14 protein-coding genes are annotated in these 18,720 nt (G+C 51.1%); 10 read left to right on the top strand and 4 right to left on the bottom strand.

The genetic code is table 11. The annotated features are described in order from the left end of the window. The first annotated feature begins 21 nt into the window (after positions 1 to 21). Positions 22 to 594, top strand: a complete 573-nt coding sequence (gene yeiP, locus GFB57_RS12425; RefSeq protein ID WP_003027452.1) for an elongation factor P-like protein YeiP — start codon at positions 22 to 24, stop codon at positions 592 to 594. A 715-nt stretch (positions 595 to 1,309) separates the two neighbouring features. On the opposite strand, the gene torD is transcribed toward yeiP, so the two are convergent. The 3 genes from torD to torC are packed head-to-tail and all read right to left on the bottom strand — an operon-like array spanning position 1,310 to position 5,573. Further along, positions 1,310 to 1,942 (bottom strand): molecular chaperone TorD, encoded by a 633-nt coding sequence (gene torD, locus GFB57_RS12420; protein ID WP_003027453.1) that lies wholly within the window; start codon positions 1,940 to 1,942, stop codon positions 1,310 to 1,312. Then, the gene (torA, locus tag GFB57_RS12415; RefSeq protein ID WP_003027454.1) at positions 1,932 to 4,430 is read right to left on the bottom strand and encodes a trimethylamine-N-oxide reductase TorA; all 2,499 of its coding nucleotides are present in this window, start codon (positions 4,428 to 4,430) and stop codon (positions 1,932 to 1,934) included. The genes torD and torA overlap by 11 nt, the downstream gene beginning before the upstream one ends. Positions 4,431 to 4,439: 9 nt before the next feature. Beyond that, on the bottom strand, positions 4,440 to 5,573 hold the full coding sequence (gene torC, locus GFB57_RS12410) for a pentaheme c-type cytochrome TorC (protein ID WP_008323439.1): 1,134 nt from the start codon (positions 5,571 to 5,573) through the stop codon (positions 4,440 to 4,442). Between the two features lie 164 nt (positions 5,574 to 5,737). Between torC and GFB57_RS12405 the strand changes: the two genes are divergently transcribed. Next, positions 5,738 to 7,210: a PLP-dependent aminotransferase family protein gene (locus tag GFB57_RS12405; protein ID WP_003027458.1), complete on the top strand. Its 1,473-nt coding sequence runs from the start codon at positions 5,738 to 5,740 to the stop codon at positions 7,208 to 7,210. A gap of 45 nt (positions 7,211 to 7,255) precedes the next feature. Here GFB57_RS12405 and uxuA read toward each other — a convergent pair whose 3' ends face one another. Next, complete coding sequence (uxuA, locus tag GFB57_RS12400) at positions 7,256 to 8,446, bottom strand: mannonate dehydratase (protein WP_003027459.1); 1,191 nt, start codon at positions 8,444 to 8,446, stop codon at positions 7,256 to 7,258. Between the two features lie 202 nt (positions 8,447 to 8,648). Between uxuA and GFB57_RS12395 the strand changes: the two genes are divergently transcribed. The 8 genes from GFB57_RS12395 (at position 8,649) to GFB57_RS12360 (ending at position 18,719) form a co-directional block, all read left to right on the top strand. Further along, positions 8,649 to 10,115: a fructuronate reductase gene (locus GFB57_RS12395; protein WP_003027462.1), complete on the top strand. Its 1,467-nt coding sequence runs from the start codon at positions 8,649 to 8,651 to the stop codon at positions 10,113 to 10,115. A gap of 119 nt (positions 10,116 to 10,234) precedes the next feature. Further along, positions 10,235 to 11,221, top strand: coding sequence for a GTP-binding protein (locus tag GFB57_RS12390; RefSeq protein ID WP_003027465.1), 987 nt, complete (start codon positions 10,235 to 10,237; stop codon positions 11,219 to 11,221). Between the two features lie 34 nt (positions 11,222 to 11,255). Beyond that, entirely contained in the window at positions 11,256 to 11,969 is a 714-nt protein-coding gene (locus tag GFB57_RS12385) for a phosphatase PAP2 family protein (protein ID WP_003027471.1), read from the top strand. A 413-nt stretch (positions 11,970 to 12,382) separates the two neighbouring features. Then, positions 12,383 to 12,952: a bifunctional murein DD-endopeptidase/murein LD-carboxypeptidase gene (gene mepS / locus GFB57_RS12380; RefSeq protein ID WP_003027474.1), complete on the top strand. Its 570-nt coding sequence runs from the start codon at positions 12,383 to 12,385 to the stop codon at positions 12,950 to 12,952. A gap of 172 nt (positions 12,953 to 13,124) precedes the next feature. Next, a complete protein-coding gene (locus tag GFB57_RS12375; protein WP_003027477.1) occupies positions 13,125 to 14,684 on the top strand; it encodes a cyclic di-GMP phosphodiesterase in 1,560 nt (519 codons plus the stop codon). 100 nt (positions 14,685 to 14,784) lie between these two features. After that, positions 14,785 to 16,599, top strand: a complete 1,815-nt coding sequence (locus GFB57_RS12370; RefSeq protein ID WP_003027480.1) for an extracellular solute-binding protein — start codon at positions 14,785 to 14,787, stop codon at positions 16,597 to 16,599. Beyond that, entirely contained in the window at positions 16,600 to 17,694 is a 1,095-nt protein-coding gene (locus tag GFB57_RS12365; RefSeq protein ID WP_003027484.1) for a microcin C ABC transporter permease YejB, read from the top strand. Then, on the top strand, positions 17,694 to 18,719 hold the full coding sequence (locus GFB57_RS12360; RefSeq protein ID WP_003840055.1) for an ABC transporter permease: 1,026 nt from the start codon (positions 17,694 to 17,696) through the stop codon (positions 18,717 to 18,719). The genes GFB57_RS12365 and GFB57_RS12360 overlap by 1 nt, the downstream gene beginning before the upstream one ends. The last annotated feature ends 1 nt before the right edge of the window (position 18,720 follow it).

The raw sequence follows: 18,720 nt of genomic DNA, 5'->3' as shown, positions 1-18,720 counted from the left end.
CCTCACTACAGGATTTTTTCGATGCCAAGAGCGAACGAAATTAAAAAAGGTATGGTACTGAACTACAACGGCAAGCTGCTGATTGTAAAAGATATCGATATTCAATCACCGTCTGCACGTGGTGCAGCTACGCTGTACAAAATGCGTTTTTCTGATGTGCGTACCGGTCTGAAAGTTGAAGAGCGCTTCAAAGGCGACGATATCGTGGATACCGTCACCCTGAGCCGCCGCGGGGTTGATTTCTCCTACGTCGATGGCAACGAATATATCTTTATGGATAAAGAAGACTATACCCCGTATACCTTCACCAAAGACCAGATTGAAGAAGAGCTGCTGTTCATGCCGGAAGGCGGTATGCCGGATATGCAGGTACTGACCTGGGACGGCCAACTGCTGGCGCTTGAACTGCCGCAGACCGTAGACCTGGAAATCGTTGAAACCTCACCGGGTATTAAAGGTGCTTCAGCGAGTGCGCGCAACAAGCCAGCAACCCTGAGCACCGGTCTGGTGATCCAGGTTCCTGAGTATCTTAGTGCGGGTGAAAAAATCCGTATTCATATCGAAGAGCGTCGCTATATGGGCCGTGCAGATTAATCTCCTGTCGTTACAGGTGAACCAAAGATAATGGCATGTTATCTCTGGCAAAATGTTCCGTTCACTTTAGTGGTATCACTTCTCTGAAACCATACTGCCTGTGAACGTGTTAAGGGTACTATCGCCGTACCCTTAACAATCCCGGCTCCCGGCGGGAAAATTGCCACTTCGTGGTTCCCTCCGCTTATTCCTCCAGGCTACCGGGCCGGGCGCGAGGTAGCGTCCCTGCAAAACGCGCCCTGAACCCGCATCCATGCGGGTTCTCCCGGCCTTACGGAAACACGTCGGCAATTTTCAGCCGGACCAGCCCACACCTGACCACCTGCGTTTTTTGTTTAAACAGCAAAACAGATTTAACTGGAAGCCAGAGCGTTAAAGCGATGACCCCGGTCCGGCTGAAAATCGATGAGGCGTTGACGGCTGACCGGGGCTGCCCGCAGGGATGCGGGCAGAGGGGACGGCCTGCAAGGATGCAGGCTCGGCACCGACCCGACAGGCAGACGGCATAAGACGAATAACTCGCGCAGCGACGATTTTCCCGCCGGGAGCCTGGGATGCAAGGGAGGCGGCGGTGAGCCTCCCTTGCACGTTCACGGGTAACGGCGTTTCAGAGAAATGACTCCACTGAGGTGAACGGAACCCTATGCCGCAATCAAATATTCTCCATAATGCTTTACTGACTGGCATTACAGCGCAGGCTGTCCCTTTGTCATTTTTAGCGCTGACTGCTGAAATAAAAATCATCCATCAGCAGCGACTCCAGATACTGTTCATCCTCTTGCATAAAACGCACTATCAGATTAACCGCCTGAGGATAAAACCCCTCGTTATCCCGCACCAGACAAGCGTCGCGAAATAACGGTGCCCAGCACAGAATATGATGATGCAAAAAGTAATACTGCGCGGAGAATTTCTCCTCTTTAGCAACCATCCTCGCCATTAATGCCAACTGTACGGCAATATGATCGGAGGGTTCATTCTCCCGAGCCGCCAGCCCTTGCTCAACCAGCAGCACATTCATTTGCAGACGTTCTTCTGCCGCCGTCGTGTGTGGATAGTGCCCCGCATAGGGAGAAACACTAGCCGGCGGGGCCAGCAGAAACAACGAGGCAAAATCTGCGGCCAGCTCCAGCTGTCGGGAGTCGCGCCGCAGAACCCGGCCCAGGGTACGCTCAAAACGTTTAACATTGGCAGATAATCCGGGGATCGCCTCGAGTGAGGCAATCCATGCCTGGCTATTGCCATTTTCCAGACTGGCGAGCTGTTTTTCATCCAGCTCACGAAATAACAGTTGCGAAAACCACTGGTACACAGCCGCCCGCTGCTGATGAATTTGATTATGCTGCACTGGTCCCCTCCTCTTTCACAATCTGCGGACCACCGAAAGCCGTCACCTGCGGGGCTTTCTGCTGATAACGCTCGACCTCCACCAGCACGGTATGTGCTGAAGGCCCCTGGGCCAGCTGTGAAGTACCGATATCCGCACTCAGCACGTTCGGGTCGCCATAGGTGCATAGTGTCCCGGCTTTCCCCCCTTCCTGCGGGGAGTACCACGCGCCTTCATGAATACGGACCACGCCAGGGGTAAAATCCGGACTGATTACCACGCCAGCCAGTACCTGACCACGAGCGTTAAAAACGCGGGCGATATCACCGGCTTTTAAGCCACGAGTGGTGGCATCCTGTTCGCTGATATAAAGCGGCTCTCTTCCGGCAACTGCATAGGTGTTGCGAAACGCCTCGCTTGAGCACAACTGGGAATGTAGACGTTTATCCGGATGGCAGGATTGCAAATGCAGCGGGTATTTATCTTTTTTGCCGCTATGGGTACGCTCAAAGGGTTCCATCCACACCGGATGCCCCGGACAATCCTCATAGGCAAAGCCCGCGATGGTTTTGCTGTAGATTTCAATAAGACCTGACGGCGTTCCCAGCGGATTCAGGTCTGGCTGCTCACGAAACTCACCGTGACGTACCCACGGCTGACCCGGCGGATATTCAATATATCCGTCACCCTGCCAGAACGTTGTAAAGTCCGGTAAGGTAACACCGAGCGACGCCCCCATCTTCACACCTTCGTCATAAAGCGCCTGTATCCACTGCATTTCATTCCGGTTTTCACGGTACACCGCTTCCTTATCAAATCGCTTACACAGCCCGGCAAAGATGTCAAAATCATGCCGCGCTTCGTATTGCGGTTTAACAATCTGATGCAGCGCCATCAGCCCTTTATTCGAATGCGTGCCAAACTGCTCAATATCGTTACGTTCAAAACGGGTAGTCACAGGCAGAACGATATCGGCAAAACGGCACGACGCGGTCCATTGGTGATCTAACACCACCACGGTTTCCAGCTTCTTCCATGCCTCAATCATACGGTTCCTGTCCTGCTGGGCGTGGAATGGATTGGCCGCACTGTAGATCGCCATTTTGATGTCAGGATACGTTAACGTCTCACCGTTGAAGGCAATCTTGTTGCCTGCCGCAAGCAGGCAGTCAACGATACGCGAAGTGGGGATATGCTCCGATGCGCCGCGAAAATCCGCTTTGTACTTCGCCTGCGGGGGATTAGTAATACTCCCCAGCCCGGAGAGCACTGGCCCGGTCGATGTTACCGTCCCACCGCCGTTATAGTGCCAGCCAAATCCGACCCCGCCGCCGGGCAAACCAATTTGACCGACCATGCTGGCCAGTACCACCAGCATCCACGGATACTGCTCACCGTGGTGCATGCGTTGTACGCACCAACCGCCCATAAACTGTGTCCGGCCTTTCACCAACAGGCGGGCGAAGTCTCGGATCTGCTCTGCTGTCAGCCCGCAGATTTCTGCCGCCCATTCGGCATTTTTCGGCTGTTTATCACTCTCGCCCAGCAGGTACGGTAAAAACTGTTCAAAGCCGACGGTGTAATCGGTAATAAACGCCGTGTCATACAGTTTTTCTTCGTACAGGGTATGCGCCAGTGCCAGCATTAACGCGACATCGGTTTGTGGCCGCAACGCCAATTGCTCGCAGCCAAGATAGTTTTGAGATTTGCTACGCACTGGATCAACGCTGATAACGCGCATCTTATTCTGCGCTACCGCCTCTTTAATCTGCTGCCAGTAGCCAAACGCATCGTGATCGGGAACCAAAAACTCGATCTGCAAGTTCTTGATCGGATCGCAACCCCACAACACGATGGTATTGCTGTTTTGAATCACCAGCGGGAGTGACGTCTGCTGCTCATAAACTTCCAGTGAACCAATCACATGCGGTAAAATGACCTGGGCCGCTGCCGCAGAATAGTCGCCGACAGTTGTCACATAGCTACCATGCAGGCCAAGTCCCCGGTCCATCGCCCCGCCCGCTTTATGGTATTTGCCTACCATTTGCCAGTCAGCAAGCCCGGTAAATACGCCTGATGAACCATAGGTTTTTTGCACCCGCTCCAGCTCTTCGTAAAACAAATCCAGCGCCTGATCCCAACTGACCCGTACAAAACGGTTATCTCCGCGCTGGCTGCGATCCGACTTCTCACGTTTAAGCAGCCAGTCCAGACGCACCATCGGGTAGCGCACCCGCGACGGGTTGTAGACCACTTCACGCACCGCGTTCAGCATATCGCAGGGATATTTGTCATGTTTGAACGGACGGGTTTCGGTCCACTCACCGTTGACCACTTTGGCTTCAAAAGCGCCATAGTGCGAACCTGATTGAATCCACTGTTCGGGATTTTCCCCCGCCGCCCACACTTTTGATATCAGCGGATTAGGCGCCAGTGCGCTGGCAGCACCCACCGCCAACATACCGCTGAGAAAACGGCGGCGGGACGGATTAAAGTCATGAATATCCATACATTATCCTTACTTTTTGTTGGTGTCAGACACATCGCTGGCGTGGGTCTGGAGGTATTTCAACAACGTACGTTCCTCCACCGGATTAAGCCGGTAATAGGTCGACATGGCTTTCAATCCAGCGATCCAGCCATTAGCGGTATATCGGGTCGTAGGAGGAGTGCTATGACAGGCGCTACAGGTGGATTGCAGCATTTGATCTGAGTACTCCCAGATTGGCGCAAGTGTGCTGATAAAGTCCTGATCGGTGGTCCAGGCGGTGACGCTCACCTGCTGCCATTCCTGATGTGAATCAGGATCGACCTGTGTTTGTAGCACTTTTACGTTCGCCATCAGGGGCTCATCGAGCACGGCGGAGAAAACGCGTTTCCCCATATACTGGGTGATCACCCGTCCACGCCCTTTGCTTTCACGCCAGCCCGTAATTTCGAGCTGGACGTTACTGCCTTCTTTTTTCAGCACCTTGGCCTCGGTGGCGGGAAATAACAGCGCCTTCCCTGCCGGATTTTCTGCCGTTGCCGCCAATGATTTTTCGCTTAATGAGAACAGTGTGGACGCATCCGTTGGCGTATCTCCCTGACGCTGTAGCTGCTTAAAGCGATCGCGAAAACCGCTGCTCATATCGGGTTTGTGATGGGCTATTCCTTTGTGGCAATCGATACAGTTACTGTCTTTTGCTGCCGCCGCGGTCATTTGCGCCGCCGCATTTGCCGATTGCTTGCCATGATCCATTGCCTCATAGCTATGGCAGGATTTACACGCCGCTGAATTATTCGCGCTCATGCGCGCCCACTCCCGTTGGGCCAGCTCCGAGCGTTTGGCAGCAAACTTTTCCGGAGTGTCGATAGAAGGAGAAATAAAGGTGTGATAGAGATCGTTTAAGGCTTCAGTTTTACGAATAAGCGTTGGCACAACGCCCGGTGGAATATGACAATCCTTACACTCAGCCCGCACGCCAGACGCGTTGCGAAAATGCACGCTGGTTTTATATTCCTCTCCAGCCGTGCGCATCGAGTGACACGATAAACAAAATTCGGTGGTACTGGTGTAATGAACGCCTTGCCACGTTCCCCAAATAGCCAAGGCCATTACTAACGCCCCGACGAATGCGCACCACAATGCGTTCTTTCTTATCCACGACATGCTTGCCTCCATTTTTTAATAGCGACACGCTAAGGGATAATAAAAATCTAAAATAGAGACAGCGAAAGCAGATTATAGGAACAGCAGCCACTCTATGAGGTGAGTCAAATAGTAAAGATCAGAAATTCGTAATATAGTGACCATCTGTAAATAAGGAATTTCTTATGCTAACACTGACGCTCAATAGAGAAAGCCGTACTCCGCTGCAACTGCAGATATTTCAATTTTATTTCCAGGCAATTCAGCAGGGTGATTTGCTTTGTGGAGACAAACTCCCCTCTATTCGCGAGCAGGCTCAGGTATTGCACGTTGCTAAAATAACGGTAGTGATGGCCTATGATAAGCTGATGGCGGCTGGGTTAATCAAGAGCCGACACGGCATTGGTTATGAAGTGATATTCACCACGCCTGTACGTATGACCCCAACTCATGTGCCCGTGACCCAAGGCTCTCCACCGGTAAAACCTAAAGCTGCCGGGGTATCTACCGATGTTTACGCCGAGCCTGGACGAGAGTGCTACTGCCGGATGGGCGTCCCCGACCCCAACGCTTTTCCCTGGTCAAGCTGGCGGAAATGGAATAATGCTCCAAGCATACTTAAAGAACAATTATTTACCCGGTATCATTCACCAAATGGATTATTTTCACTACGTGAGCAACTGGTCAGATACCTTAATTTATCCCGCGGAATTAATACCCGAGCAGAGAACATCATCATTACCAACGGGATTCAGGAAGGATTATCACTGCTCAGCCAAATATTTATTATTCATCATGCTGTCAGTCAGCAAAAAAAGTGCCATATTGTGACCGAATCCCCTTGTTATTCTGGCGCATGGCATCTCTTTAATTATTACGGTGCAGACATTACGTCAATTGCCGTAGATAACCACGGGCTGCAAACAGATAATTTACCCGAATATGAAACCCAGCTTTGTTATGTTACTCCAGCTCATCAGTATCCGATGGGAAGTGTGCTTTCGCTGGAGCGCCGTCAGTCATTATTAACGTGGGCGCAACGCGTCGGCGCTTACATCATTGAAGACGATTACGATGCCGTTTTTACCTATGGGGACAATCCCCTTCCCGCGCTGAAAGCCATGGATTATCACAACCGGGTTATCTATATGGGGACATTTTCTAAAACGCTGGGGCCAGGCGCACGGCTTGGCTATCTTATTTGCCCTGATGAACTGCTTCCGGCGGTACAGAATATGAAAGCGCTCAATAACAACGGCAGTCAGTGGTTGTTGCAGCAATTTTTAGCCGAACTGATGCAAAATCAGGTTTTTTATACGCATATCAGCAAGCTGGCCTGCAGCTATGCGACGCGCCTCACTCTGTTACGCGATGGCCTGTCCACTCTGTTTCCCGAAGGGAAAATCGCTGGCGCAACGGCAGGTCTGCACCTCTCGTTACGCATTGCCAGACATACCGAATTCATCGCCAGGTTGCAACAAAGCTGCCTGTTGGCTGGGATCCGTTTCGACACTCTGCCGGATATAGAAAATGGATCAGAAGCCGCTTGGCGCAAAGAAAACAGCGATGCTGTTATGTTTTTTGGATTTGGTGGATTGCAGATACAGCAGATCAATAAAGTGCTGACAGTGCTGGAGCAGGCGCTCGCGCAGCCTTGATGAATAACAGGGATTGCACCTGTAGCGCAATCCCTGTTGTTAGACTTACAGCAGGTCGCGGAACTGCGTTTTTTTCAGCGCCAGCTCAACGCCGCGGACTTCTGCCAGTCCTTTCAGGCGACCAATTGCCGAGTAGCCCGGATTGGTTTTCTTGTGCAGATCGTCAAGCATCTGGTGTCCATGATCCGGACGCATCGGGATAGGACGCAGGTCGCCCGCCTTTTTACGCCGCTGCTCTTCGCTCAAAATGGCAGCCACCACCGATACCATATCCACATCACCCTGCAGGTGCGCACCTTCGTGGAACGTTTTCGGGTTATCTTCACGACAGGTCGAGCGCAGGTGCGTGAAGTGGATACGATCGCCAAAGGTTTCGATCATTTTCACCAGATCGTTATCAGCGCGCACGCCGTAAGAACCGGTACACATGGTGAAACCATTATTAATACTGTCGACGGTTTCTTTCAGCCACTGCATATCTTCGATAGTCGAAACGATACGCGGCAGACCGAGGATCGGGCGCGGCGGATCGTCAGGATGCACGGCCAGACGCACGCCGACTTCTTCTGCCACTGGCACAATCGCCCGCAGGAATACCGCCATATTTTCGCGCAGATCGTCTTTACTGATGCCGTCATATTCAGCAAGGCGCGCACGAAACTGATCCAGCGTATAGCCCTCTTCTGCACCAGGCAGGCCAGCAATGATATTGCGTGTCAGCTTTTCAATTTCTGCATCGCTCATAGCATTGAAGTAGTCCAGCGCCTGGCGTTGTTCTTCGTCGGTATAATCCGCTTCAGCTCCCGGGCGTTGCAGAATGTGCAGCTCGAAAGCTGCAAAGGCAATCTGGTCAAAACGCAGCGCTTTGGAACCATCCGGCAGCTGATATTCGAGGTCGGTACGCGTCCAGTCGAGGATCGGCATGAAGTTATAGCACACGGTATCGATGCCGCAGGTCGCAAGATTACGGATACTCTGCTGATAGTTGGCAATCCACGTTTGATATTGACCTGAACGCGTTTTGATATCTTCGTGGACAGGGATACTTTCCACCACCGACCAGGTCAGCCCTTTTTCAGCCAGAATGGCCTGACGCTGTTGAATTTCTTCCACCGGCCACACTTCACCGTTAGGAATATGGTGCAAGGCGGTTACAACACCCGTTGCGCCAGCCTGACGCACATCATCAAGCGATACCGGATCGTTAGGTCCGTACCAACGCCAGGTTTGTTCCATTGTTTTACCCCACAAGTTGTTATACCAAATTAAATCACCTTAATGACGACTACCATACAGGCATCCGTTAGATGATCAACACATTGCCGATGATTGGTTGATCAAGCTCACATTCCCCGGATAAATGAGGCACACCAATTCAATTTGCTGTCATATAACTTTATACTGCCATTGTTAATTAATGGTTAATCAGGTGTATTTAATGAAAACTATTGCCTCAGCGCCACTGGCGGAAAATGTCATGATGCCGCAGTACGACCGCCAGCAATTAAAAACGCGGATTGTACATTTTGGTTTCGGTGCTTTTCACCGCGCCCATCAGGCGTTACTCACCGACAGGGTGCTGAATGCGCAGGGTGGAGACTGGGGTATTTGTGAGATCAGTCTGTTCAGCGGCGATCGACTGATGAGCCAACTGCGCGAACAGGATCATTTATTTACCGTGCTGGAGAAAGGGGCCAACGGCAACCAACCGATTGTTATCGGCTCCGTCAACGAATGTCTCAACGCCAGGCTGGATTCACTGGCGGCTATTATTGAAAAATTCTGCGAGCCTCAGGTGGCTATTGTCTCGTTAACCATTACGGAAAAAGGCTACTGCATCGATCCGGCTACAGGCTCGTTAGACCTCAGTAATCCACGTATTGCTCACGATCTGCAAACACCGACTGAACCGCACTCTGCCCCCGGAATTATTGTTGAAGCGCTACACCGCCGGCGTGAACGCGGGCTACAGCCGTTTACCGTCCTCTCTTGCGATAATATCCCGGACAATGGTCATGTGGTAAAAAACGCCGTACTGGGAATGGCGGAAAAACGTTCACCAGAACTGGCAACCTGGATTCAGGAGCATGTCAGCTTCCCGGGTACCATGGTGGATCGCATTGTTCCTGCCGCTACCGAAGAGTCACTGGCTGAAATCGCACGCGAGCTGGGCGTTGCCGATCCTTGCGCAATCAGCTGCGAACCGTTTATCCAGTGGGTGATTGAAGATAATTTTGTGTGTGGCCGCCCACAATGGGAAACGGCGGGTGTTCAGATGGTCGAAAACGTCTTGCCGTGGGAACAAATGAAACTGCGGATGCTGAACGGCAGTCATTCGTTTCTGGCTTATCTCGGTTATCTGGCCGGGTTCCAGCACATCAGCGACTGCATGCAGGACAGCGCTTTTCGTGAAGCCGCCTACCGTCTGATGCTCAACGAACAGGCGCCTACGCTGCAAATTATCGACGTTGATTTAGACCAGTATGCCCTTAGCCTGTTGGAGCGTTTTGCCAACCCAGCGTTGAAACATAAAACCTGGCAAATTGCGATGGACGGTAGCCAGAAATTACCCCAGCGCATGTTGGAAGGGATCCGCGTACATTTAGCCCGCCAAAGTGAGTGGCCATTGCTGGCGCTCGGTGTCGCAGGCTGGATGCGTTATGTGAGCGGCGTGGATGACTCAGGCGCCGCAATTGATATTCGTGACCCACTAAGTGAGAAAATTGCCGATCTGGTTAAACAGAGTACTGAATCAGAACGTGTCAGCGCCCTGCTTTCGCTGCGCGAAATTTTCGCTACCGATCTCGTCCAGAATCCGCAGTTTGTCGCGGGCATTCAGCAGGCCTGGCAACGAATTGCCCAATACGGTGCGCATCAGGCTGTCATTGATACGTTAAAAAGTTAACGATTTCTGCCATTAAACAGGACGAAGCGCGTCTTCGTCCTCTCACCCCTTCTCTTTTTCACCGTTTTTCGCCAGGATTGTTAAATGCCATTACGGTAATTTATGATTCTGGAGTAAATGTGACTAAAACCAATCTCATCACCGGTTTTCTCGGCAGTGGCAAAACCACCTCTATTCTTCATTTATTGGCAAACAAAGATCCTGCTGAGAAGTGGGCCGTGCTGGTTAATGAGTTTGGCGAAGTTGGCATTGATGGCGCGCTACTGGCTAACAGCGGCGCACTGCTAAAAGAGATCCCCGGCGGCTGTATGTGCTGCGTTAACGGTCTGCCGATGCAGGTTGGTCTCAATACGCTGCTACGTCAGGGAAAACCTGACCGTCTGCTCATTGAACCCACCGGCCTCGGCCACCCTAAACAGATTCTGGATTTACTCACCGCACCGGTTTACGAACCGTGGATCGATCTGCGTGCGACCCTCTGTATTCTTGACCCGCGGCTGTTACTGGATGAAAAAAGCGTCGCCAATGACAATTTCCGCGATCAGCTGGCCGCCGCAGATATCATTGTTGCCAACAAAACCGACCGTGCCACGACGGAAAGCGAAAACGCCCTACAAAGCTGGTGGCAACACTATGGAGGTAATCGCCAGTTAGTTCATGCCGACCATGGACAAATTGACGGACAGCTACTGGATTTGCCCCGACTAAACCTGGCAGAGCTTCCTGCAAGCGCGGAGCACGCCCATAGTCATGCCGACAAAAAGGGGCTGGCAGCGTTGAGTCTACCCGCACAGCAGCGCTGGCGTCGTAGCCTGAACAGCGGACAGGGCCATCAGGCCTGCGGTTGGATTTTTGACGCCGATACGGTGTTCGATACTATCGGTCTACTGGAATGGTCGCGTCTCGCTCCTGTTGGACGTGTGAAGGGGGTAATGCGTATTAAAGAAGGACTGGTACGCATTAACCGCCAGGGAGACGACTGGCATATAGAGACGCAAAACGTCGCGCCACCAGATAGTCGTATTGAACTCATCGCCGATACCGAGACCGACTGGAATGCGCTACAGAGCGCATTGTTGAGACTTCGTTTAGGCGCTAGCGCGTAAGGTTGCCTTCGTTTTTTAGCAATGGTAAACGACGATGAAAACCCGATACCCTCTAATCCTCCTGCTTAATATTGTGGGCCTGGCACTGTTTCTGTCCTGGTATATTCCAGCCGGGCATGGGTTCTGGTCTTCACTGGATACGGGCGTTTTCCGCTTCTTTAACCATAAACTGGTGGAAAGCCCGCTGTTCTTATGGGTTGTTGCTATAACCAATAACCGGGCATTTGATGGCTGCTCATTGCTGGCAATGGGCGCATTGATGCTGCACTTTTGGCTCAAAGAGACATCGGAAGGTCGCCGACGCATTGTGGCTATCGGTTTGGTTATGCTGCTTACCGCAGTGATATTAAATCAGCTGGGCCAGGCGATTATTCCCGTTAAACGTGCCAGCCCAACCCTGATGCTGGATAATATTTATCGCGTCAGTGAACTGCTGCATATTCCGACCAAAGATGCGTCGAAAGACAGTTTTCCTGGCGATCACGGCATGATGTTGCTTATTTTTTCCGCATTCATGCTGCGTTATTTCGGAAAAGTCGCAGGAATAATCGGCCTTATTATCGCTGTGGTTTTTGCCTTCCCACGCGTAATGATTGGCGCCCACTGGCTCACCGATATCGTGGTTGGTTCCATGACGGTGGTCCTGATTGGCCTTCCCTGGTGGCTAATGACGCCAATAAGCGACCGCTTAGTCACTCTGTTCGTGAATTATCTACCCGGCAAAAACAAACAATTTTTAAACAAATAACGCAGAGTAATTAACATCATCAGGGATACTTCTGATTCCCTGATGATGCCTGTCAATATTTCATCATTCTGATTGTCATTCTCCTGTCATCTTATTCATGTTTAAAATGAGTAAGTTGCGTATTTTTCACCCTGATTGTTCTTAATTTAGACAATGCCGTTTATTCACTTTCTGTATCAATTTTTCTTATAAGAAATCACGTAAAATCACTCGCATTGACCGGAACGATCGGGTAATCTCGAACACGTTTTGCCTCGCAGGATAATTATTCCCTTTCAGAATAAATTTGTGCGTTCTGCCACAGATTTGACCTTAAGGAATTGTCTCATCGTGCGATGGTAATTAGTCTCGTCACGTTTGGCATTTTTTATAACGATATTTATCGTTAAGGACTTCAAGGGAAAACAAACAAAATGGTCAAATCTCAACCGATTTTGAGATATATCTTGCGGGGCATACCCGCGATAGCAGTTGCGGTTCTGCTTTCTGCATGTAGCACAACGAACACCGCCAGGAATATGCATTCTGAGACGCATGCTGTGGGCAATGGAGATAACTCTTCACTGCAAGCCTCTCAGGATGAATTTGAAAATATGGTACGTAATATCGATGTTAAATCACGTATTATGGACCAATATGCTGACTGGAAAGGCGTGCGTTACCGCCTTGGCGGCAGCACCAAAAAAGGTATTGATTGTTCAAGCTTCGTACAACGTACGTTTCGTGAGCAATTTGGTTTAGAGCTTCCTCGCTCAACCTATGAACAACAGGAAACGGGTAAATCCGTTTCGCGCACTAATCTGCGTACAGGCGATCTGGTTCTGTTCCGTGCTGGCTCTACTGGCCGACACGTCGGTATTTATATCGGCAACAACCAGTTCGTACATGCCTCGACCAGCAGTGGCGTTATCATTTCCAGCATGAACGAGCCTTACTGGAAAAAACGTTACAACGAAGCTCGCCGGGTTCTGAGCCGCAGTTAATTTCGTTTGGCAGCTATCCCTTGGCTATCCTGATGAGACATATAAAAAAGCACTGCTACGGCGGTGCTTTTTTTTGCTTTGCCCTTGTGACTAAGAAAAATCTCACAACATGAGTCATTTCAGGTTATATTCATACAGGATAAGTGGTTACTTCAGGTAAACATAAGGAACTATGTTAAGGCGCTCCTCTTCTTCCGATCGGAAACTCCTGCTCACCTGCGTTATAACGGGGATAGTCGTCGCGTTACTCGTCAGCTCACTGCAGTTTTTTATGTCATGGCATCAACGAAACGCAAAGTACGACACGCTAACGTCTAACATACAAAACTATATTGAAAGTTTCTTCGCTGACCTTGAAACCACCACCAACACACTACAACCTCTGGTAAAAGACACCTGCTCGCAAGCTTCAGCTCAACTCACTTCCAGCGCCGCGTTTAGCCTGAATGTGCGGGCCTTTTTGCTGGTAAAAGACGGTATCGCTTTCTGCTCTTCAGCAACCGGTTCAATGAATACGCCTCTTCAGCAATTGGTTCCCGTGCTGGACATGACGAAAGATATCGATATGGATCTCCAGCCCGGTACGCCAATGATGCCGAATAAACCGGCAATACTCATTTGGTATCGCAATCATTCATTACAGAACAGCGGCGTTTTTGCCACCCTGAATGTTAACCTGGCACCCTATCTTCTCTATAACGCCCGGCAAGATGATTTCAACGGTGTGGCACTCATCGTCGGGAAGACGGCTATCACCACGTTTTCCAAACAATTAATCCCCGTGTCTGAACTCCCTGCTCTCCCATCATATAATGCAGCCTTGTCTACATTCCCGTTGGAGGTGCGTTTTTACGCGGATCGGTGGACATATAAAGATGTGGGATACGCCATCATGCTCGGATGCATGGCCGGGATCATGACCGCCCTCCTTCTCTGGTACTACATCTACAGCATCCGTTTACGCCCAGGCAAAGATATCCTCAACGCCATCAAACATAATCAGTTTTATGTGGTGTACCAGCCAGTCGTAGAGATGCAAACGCTCGAGGTGAAAGGCGTCGAGGTCCTGTTACGTTGGAATCACCCAACAACGGGTGAGATCCCACCGGATGCCTTTATTCATTACGCTGAATCACAGAAAATGATTGTGCCGCTAACTCAGCACCTCTTCAAGCTGATAGCCCAGGAGGCGCCGGCGCTGCAAAAAGTGTTACCCGTTGGCGCAAAATTGGGGATCAATATCGCGCCAACGCACTTACACGGCGAGACGTTTAAGGACGACATTCGGCACCTGCACGCTTCGCTTCCCGCAAACTATTTTCAGATAGTACTGGAAATCACTGAACGAGATATGCTCAATCAGCACGAGGCTACAAAGCTATTTGAATGGCTGCATTCCGCAGGTTTTGAGATTGCCATTGATGATTTTGGCACCGGTCATAGTGCGCTTATTTATCTGGAACGCTTTACCGTTGACTACCTGAAAATCGATCGCGGCTTTATTAACGCCATTGGGACGGAAACCCTGACCTCTCCGGTTCTGGACGCCGTGTTGACACTCTCTAAACGTCTTAATATGCTGACGGTGGCTGAAGGGGTAGAAACACCTGAGCAAGCCCATTGGCTGCGCGATCGTGGGGTGCATTTTTTCCAGGGGTACTGGATTAGCCGACCATTAAAGCTTGCTGATTTCGTGCGTTGGATGGCACAGCCCAATAAGCCGACGTGGTGATCGCAGTATGCGATTCATATACTCTCACTCGCCGCTACATCCCTTATCTTTCAGGCATGATGCCCGTCGGGTTGTGGCAGGAAAAGGAAATCGCTTTTACATGATCCCTCGCGTATTGCTGCTGTTTATCGCCCTCATCGGGTTTAGCGCCGAGGCGCAGTCCATCAAAGAAAGCTATGCTTTTGCCGTGCTGGGTGAACCGAAGTACGCGTTTAACTTTAATCACTTCGATTATGTTAATCCCGCAGCCCCTAAAGGTGGTCAAATCACCCTCTCCGCCATTGGCACATTTGACAACTTTAACCGCTATGCAATGCGAGGTAATCCCGGCGCACGTACCGAAACGCTTTACGATACGCTGTTTACGACCTCTGACGATGAACCTGGTAGCTATTACCCGCTCATTGCCGACAGCGCACGCTATGCTGACGACTATTCCTGGGTAGAAATTGCCATTAATCCACGAGCGCGTTTTCACGATGGATCACCCATTACCGCCCGCGACGTCGCATTCACCTTCCACAAATTTATGACTGAAGGCGTGCCGCAGTTTCGTCTGGTCTACAAGGGAACAACGGTAAAAGCCATCGCGCCATTAACCGTACGCATTGAATTAGCCAAACCGGGTAAAGAGGACATGCTCAGCCTGTTTTCATTACCCGTGATGCCAGAGAAGTACTGGAAAGATCATAAGCTCAGCGATCCCTTATCCTCGCCACCGCTCGCCAGCGGCCCTTATCGCATTACCAAATGGAAGATGGGCCAGTATATTGTCTATTCGCGCGTCAAAGATTATTGGGCCGCTAATCTCCCCGTCAATCGTGGACGCTGGAACTTCGATACCATCCGCTACGACTATTATCTGGATGATAACGTCGCCTTTGAAGCGTTTAAGGCCGGTGCGTTTGATCTGCGTCTTGAAAATGATGCCAAAAACTGGGCGACGCGTTATACCGGGAAAAATTTTGCGAATCATTACATCATCAAAGATGAACAAAAAAATGAATCCGCCCAGGATACGCGCTGGCTGGCCTTTAATATTCAGCGTCCGGTGTTCAGTGACCGACGGGTGCGGGAAGCCATCACGCTGGCCTTTGATTTTGAATGGATGAATAAAGCCCTGTTCTATAACGCCTGGAGCCGGACCAACAGCTATTTTCAGAATACCGAATATGCTGCGACAAAATACCCCGATGCAGATGAACTGGTGATTCTCGCGCCCTTGAAAAAAGATCTCCCTCCTGAGGTCTTCAGCCAAATCTATCAGCCGCCAAAATCAAAAGGCGATGGCTACGATCGTGAGAACTTGCTGAAAGCCGATACCTTACTGGAACAAGCCGGATGGGTACTCAAGGGGCAGCAGCGCGTAAACAGCGTCAGCGGTAAACCTCTGAGCTTTGAACTATTGCTCCCGGCGGGCAGCAACAGTCAGTGGGTGTTGCCGTTCCAGCACAACCTGCAACGCTTAGGCATTACCATGAACATCCGCCAGGTTGATAACTCACAAATCACCAACCGCTTACGCAGTCGCGACTATGACATGATGCCAAGGTTGTATCGCGCAATGCCGTGGCCGAGTTCAGACCTGCAAATTCTGTGGGCTTCTCAATATATTGACTCCAGCTATAACGCCCCCGGTGTGCAAAGCCCTGTTATCGATAAGCTGATCGGTCAAATCATTGCCGCGCAAGGTGATAAAGCCAAACTGATCCCACTCGGCCGGGCACTGGACAGAGTTTTAACCTGGAATTACTACATGTTGCCGATGTGGTTTATGGCCGAGGATCGTATCGCCTGGTGGGACAAATTTTCGCATCCGGCTATTCGCCCAATTTATACCATTGGCCTCGACAACTGGTGGTATGACGTCAACAAAGCGGCGAAACTGCCCGCAGCCAGACGGCAGGGAGAATAGATGGGCGCTTATCTGATTCGACGTCTGCTGCTGGTGATCCCAACGCTTTGGGCCATCATCACCATCAACTTTTTTATCGTGCAAATTGCCCCCGGCGGTCCGGTTGAACAGGCCGTCGCCGCCATTGAGTTCGGGCAAAGCGGGGCATTACCTGGCGCGGGTAGCGAAGGCGTTCGCGCCAGCCATGCGCAAACCGGCGTTGGTAACATCAGCGACAGTAATTATCGCGGCGGCCGGGGTCTGGACCCGGAAGTTATCGCGGAAATCACTCGGCGCTACGGGTTCGATAAGCCCATTCATGAGCGTTATTTCAAAATGCTTTGGGACTATATTCGTTTCGATTTCGGCGACAGCCTGTTTCGTAGCACCTCTGTGCTGACGCTTATCAAAGACAGCCTGCCGGTTTCCGTTACGCTGGGCCTATGGAGTACGCTCATCATCTATCTGGTGTCGATACCGCTTGGGATCCGCAAAGCGGTTCACAATGGCAGCCGGTTTGATGTCTGGAGTAGCGCATTTATTATTATTGGCTATGCCATTCCGGCCTTTCTGTTTGCCATTTTGCTGATCGTCTTTTTTGCCGGGGGCAGCTACTACGACCTGTTCCCGCTGCGCGGGCTGGTTTCCGCCAATTTTGACTCCCTGCCCTGGTATCAGAAAGTGACCGACTACCTTTGGCACATTACCCTGCCGGTGCTGGCGACGGTAGTTGGTGGGTTTGCCGCGCTGACTATGCTGACCAAGAACTCATTTCTGGATGAGGTGCGCAAACAGTATGTCGTCACCGCACGCGCTAAAGGGGTCAGCGAGAAAAATATTCTGTGGAAACATGTGTTTCGCAATGCCATGTTGCTGGTGATCGCCGGCTTCCCGGCGACGTTTATCAGCATGTTTTTTACCGGTTCGCTGCTGATTGAAGTGATGTTCTCGCTTAACGGTCTGGGACTACTGGGGTATGAATCCACCGTATCACGCGACTACCCGGTAATGTTTGGCACACTCTATATCTTCACCCTGATCGGTCTGCTGCTGAATATCCTCAGCGACATCAGCTATACGCTGGTCGATCCCCGTATTGATTTTGAGGGACGCTAATGTCGCGATTAAGCCCCGTCAATCAGGCCCGCTGGGCGCGCTTTCGCCACAACCGTCGCGGCTACTGGTCGCTGTGGATTTTTCTGGTGCTGTTCGGTCTTAGTCTGTGTTCAGAGCTGATTGCCAATGATAAGCCGTTACTGGTGCGCTACGACAATAGCTGGTATTTCCCCCTGTTCAAAAACTACAGTGAAAGCGACTTCGGCGGACCGCTGGCGACCCGGGCTGATTATCAGGATCCGTGGCTACAGCAGCGCCTGGAAAACCAGGGCTGGATCCTGTGGGCACCAATACGCTTTGGGGCCACCAGCATTAACTTTGCCACCGATAAGCCCTTCCCTTCCCCGCCTTCTGCACAAAACTGGCTGGGAACAGACGCCAACGGCGGTGATGTACTGGCACGGATCCTCTACGGCACACGTATTTCGGTCTTATTTGGCTTAATGCTCACCCTGTGTTCGAGCGTGATGGGCATTATGGCTGGCGCAATACAGGGCTATTATGGCGGCAAGGTGGACCTGTGGGGGCAACGATTCATTGAAGTTTGGTCCGGTATGCCAACGCTGTTTCTCATCATTCTACTGTCGAGCGTTGTCCAGCCTAACTTCTGGTGGCTGCTGGGTATTACGGTGTTGTTTGGCTGGATGAGCCTGGTTGGCGTGGTGCGCGCGGAGTTTTTACGTACCCGAAACTTTGATTATATTCGTGCCGCTCAGGCGCTAGGCGTGAGCGATAGCAGTATTATTCTGCGCCATATGCTACCCAATGCGATGGTTGCCGCTCTGACCTTTTTACCGTTTATTTTGTGCGCCTCGATAACCACTCTAACCTCGCTGGATTTTCTTGGGTTTGGCTTACCGCTTGGCTCGCCATCGCTCGGAGAACTTCTGTTACAGGGTAAAAACAACCTGCAGGCACCGTGGCTTGGCATTACCGCGTTCATCTCCGTTGCCCTGCTCTTATCGCTTCTGATCTTTATTGGTGAAGCGGTACGCGACGCGTTCGATCCCAACAAGGCGATTTAAG

This window comes from Citrobacter sp. S39 (assembly GCF_009495675.1).
Lineage (GTDB): Bacteria > Pseudomonadota > Gammaproteobacteria > Enterobacterales > Enterobacteriaceae > Citrobacter > Citrobacter freundii.
The sequence above is the reverse complement of the archived record's forward strand: the minus strand, read 5'-3'. Positions and strand labels throughout refer to the sequence as shown.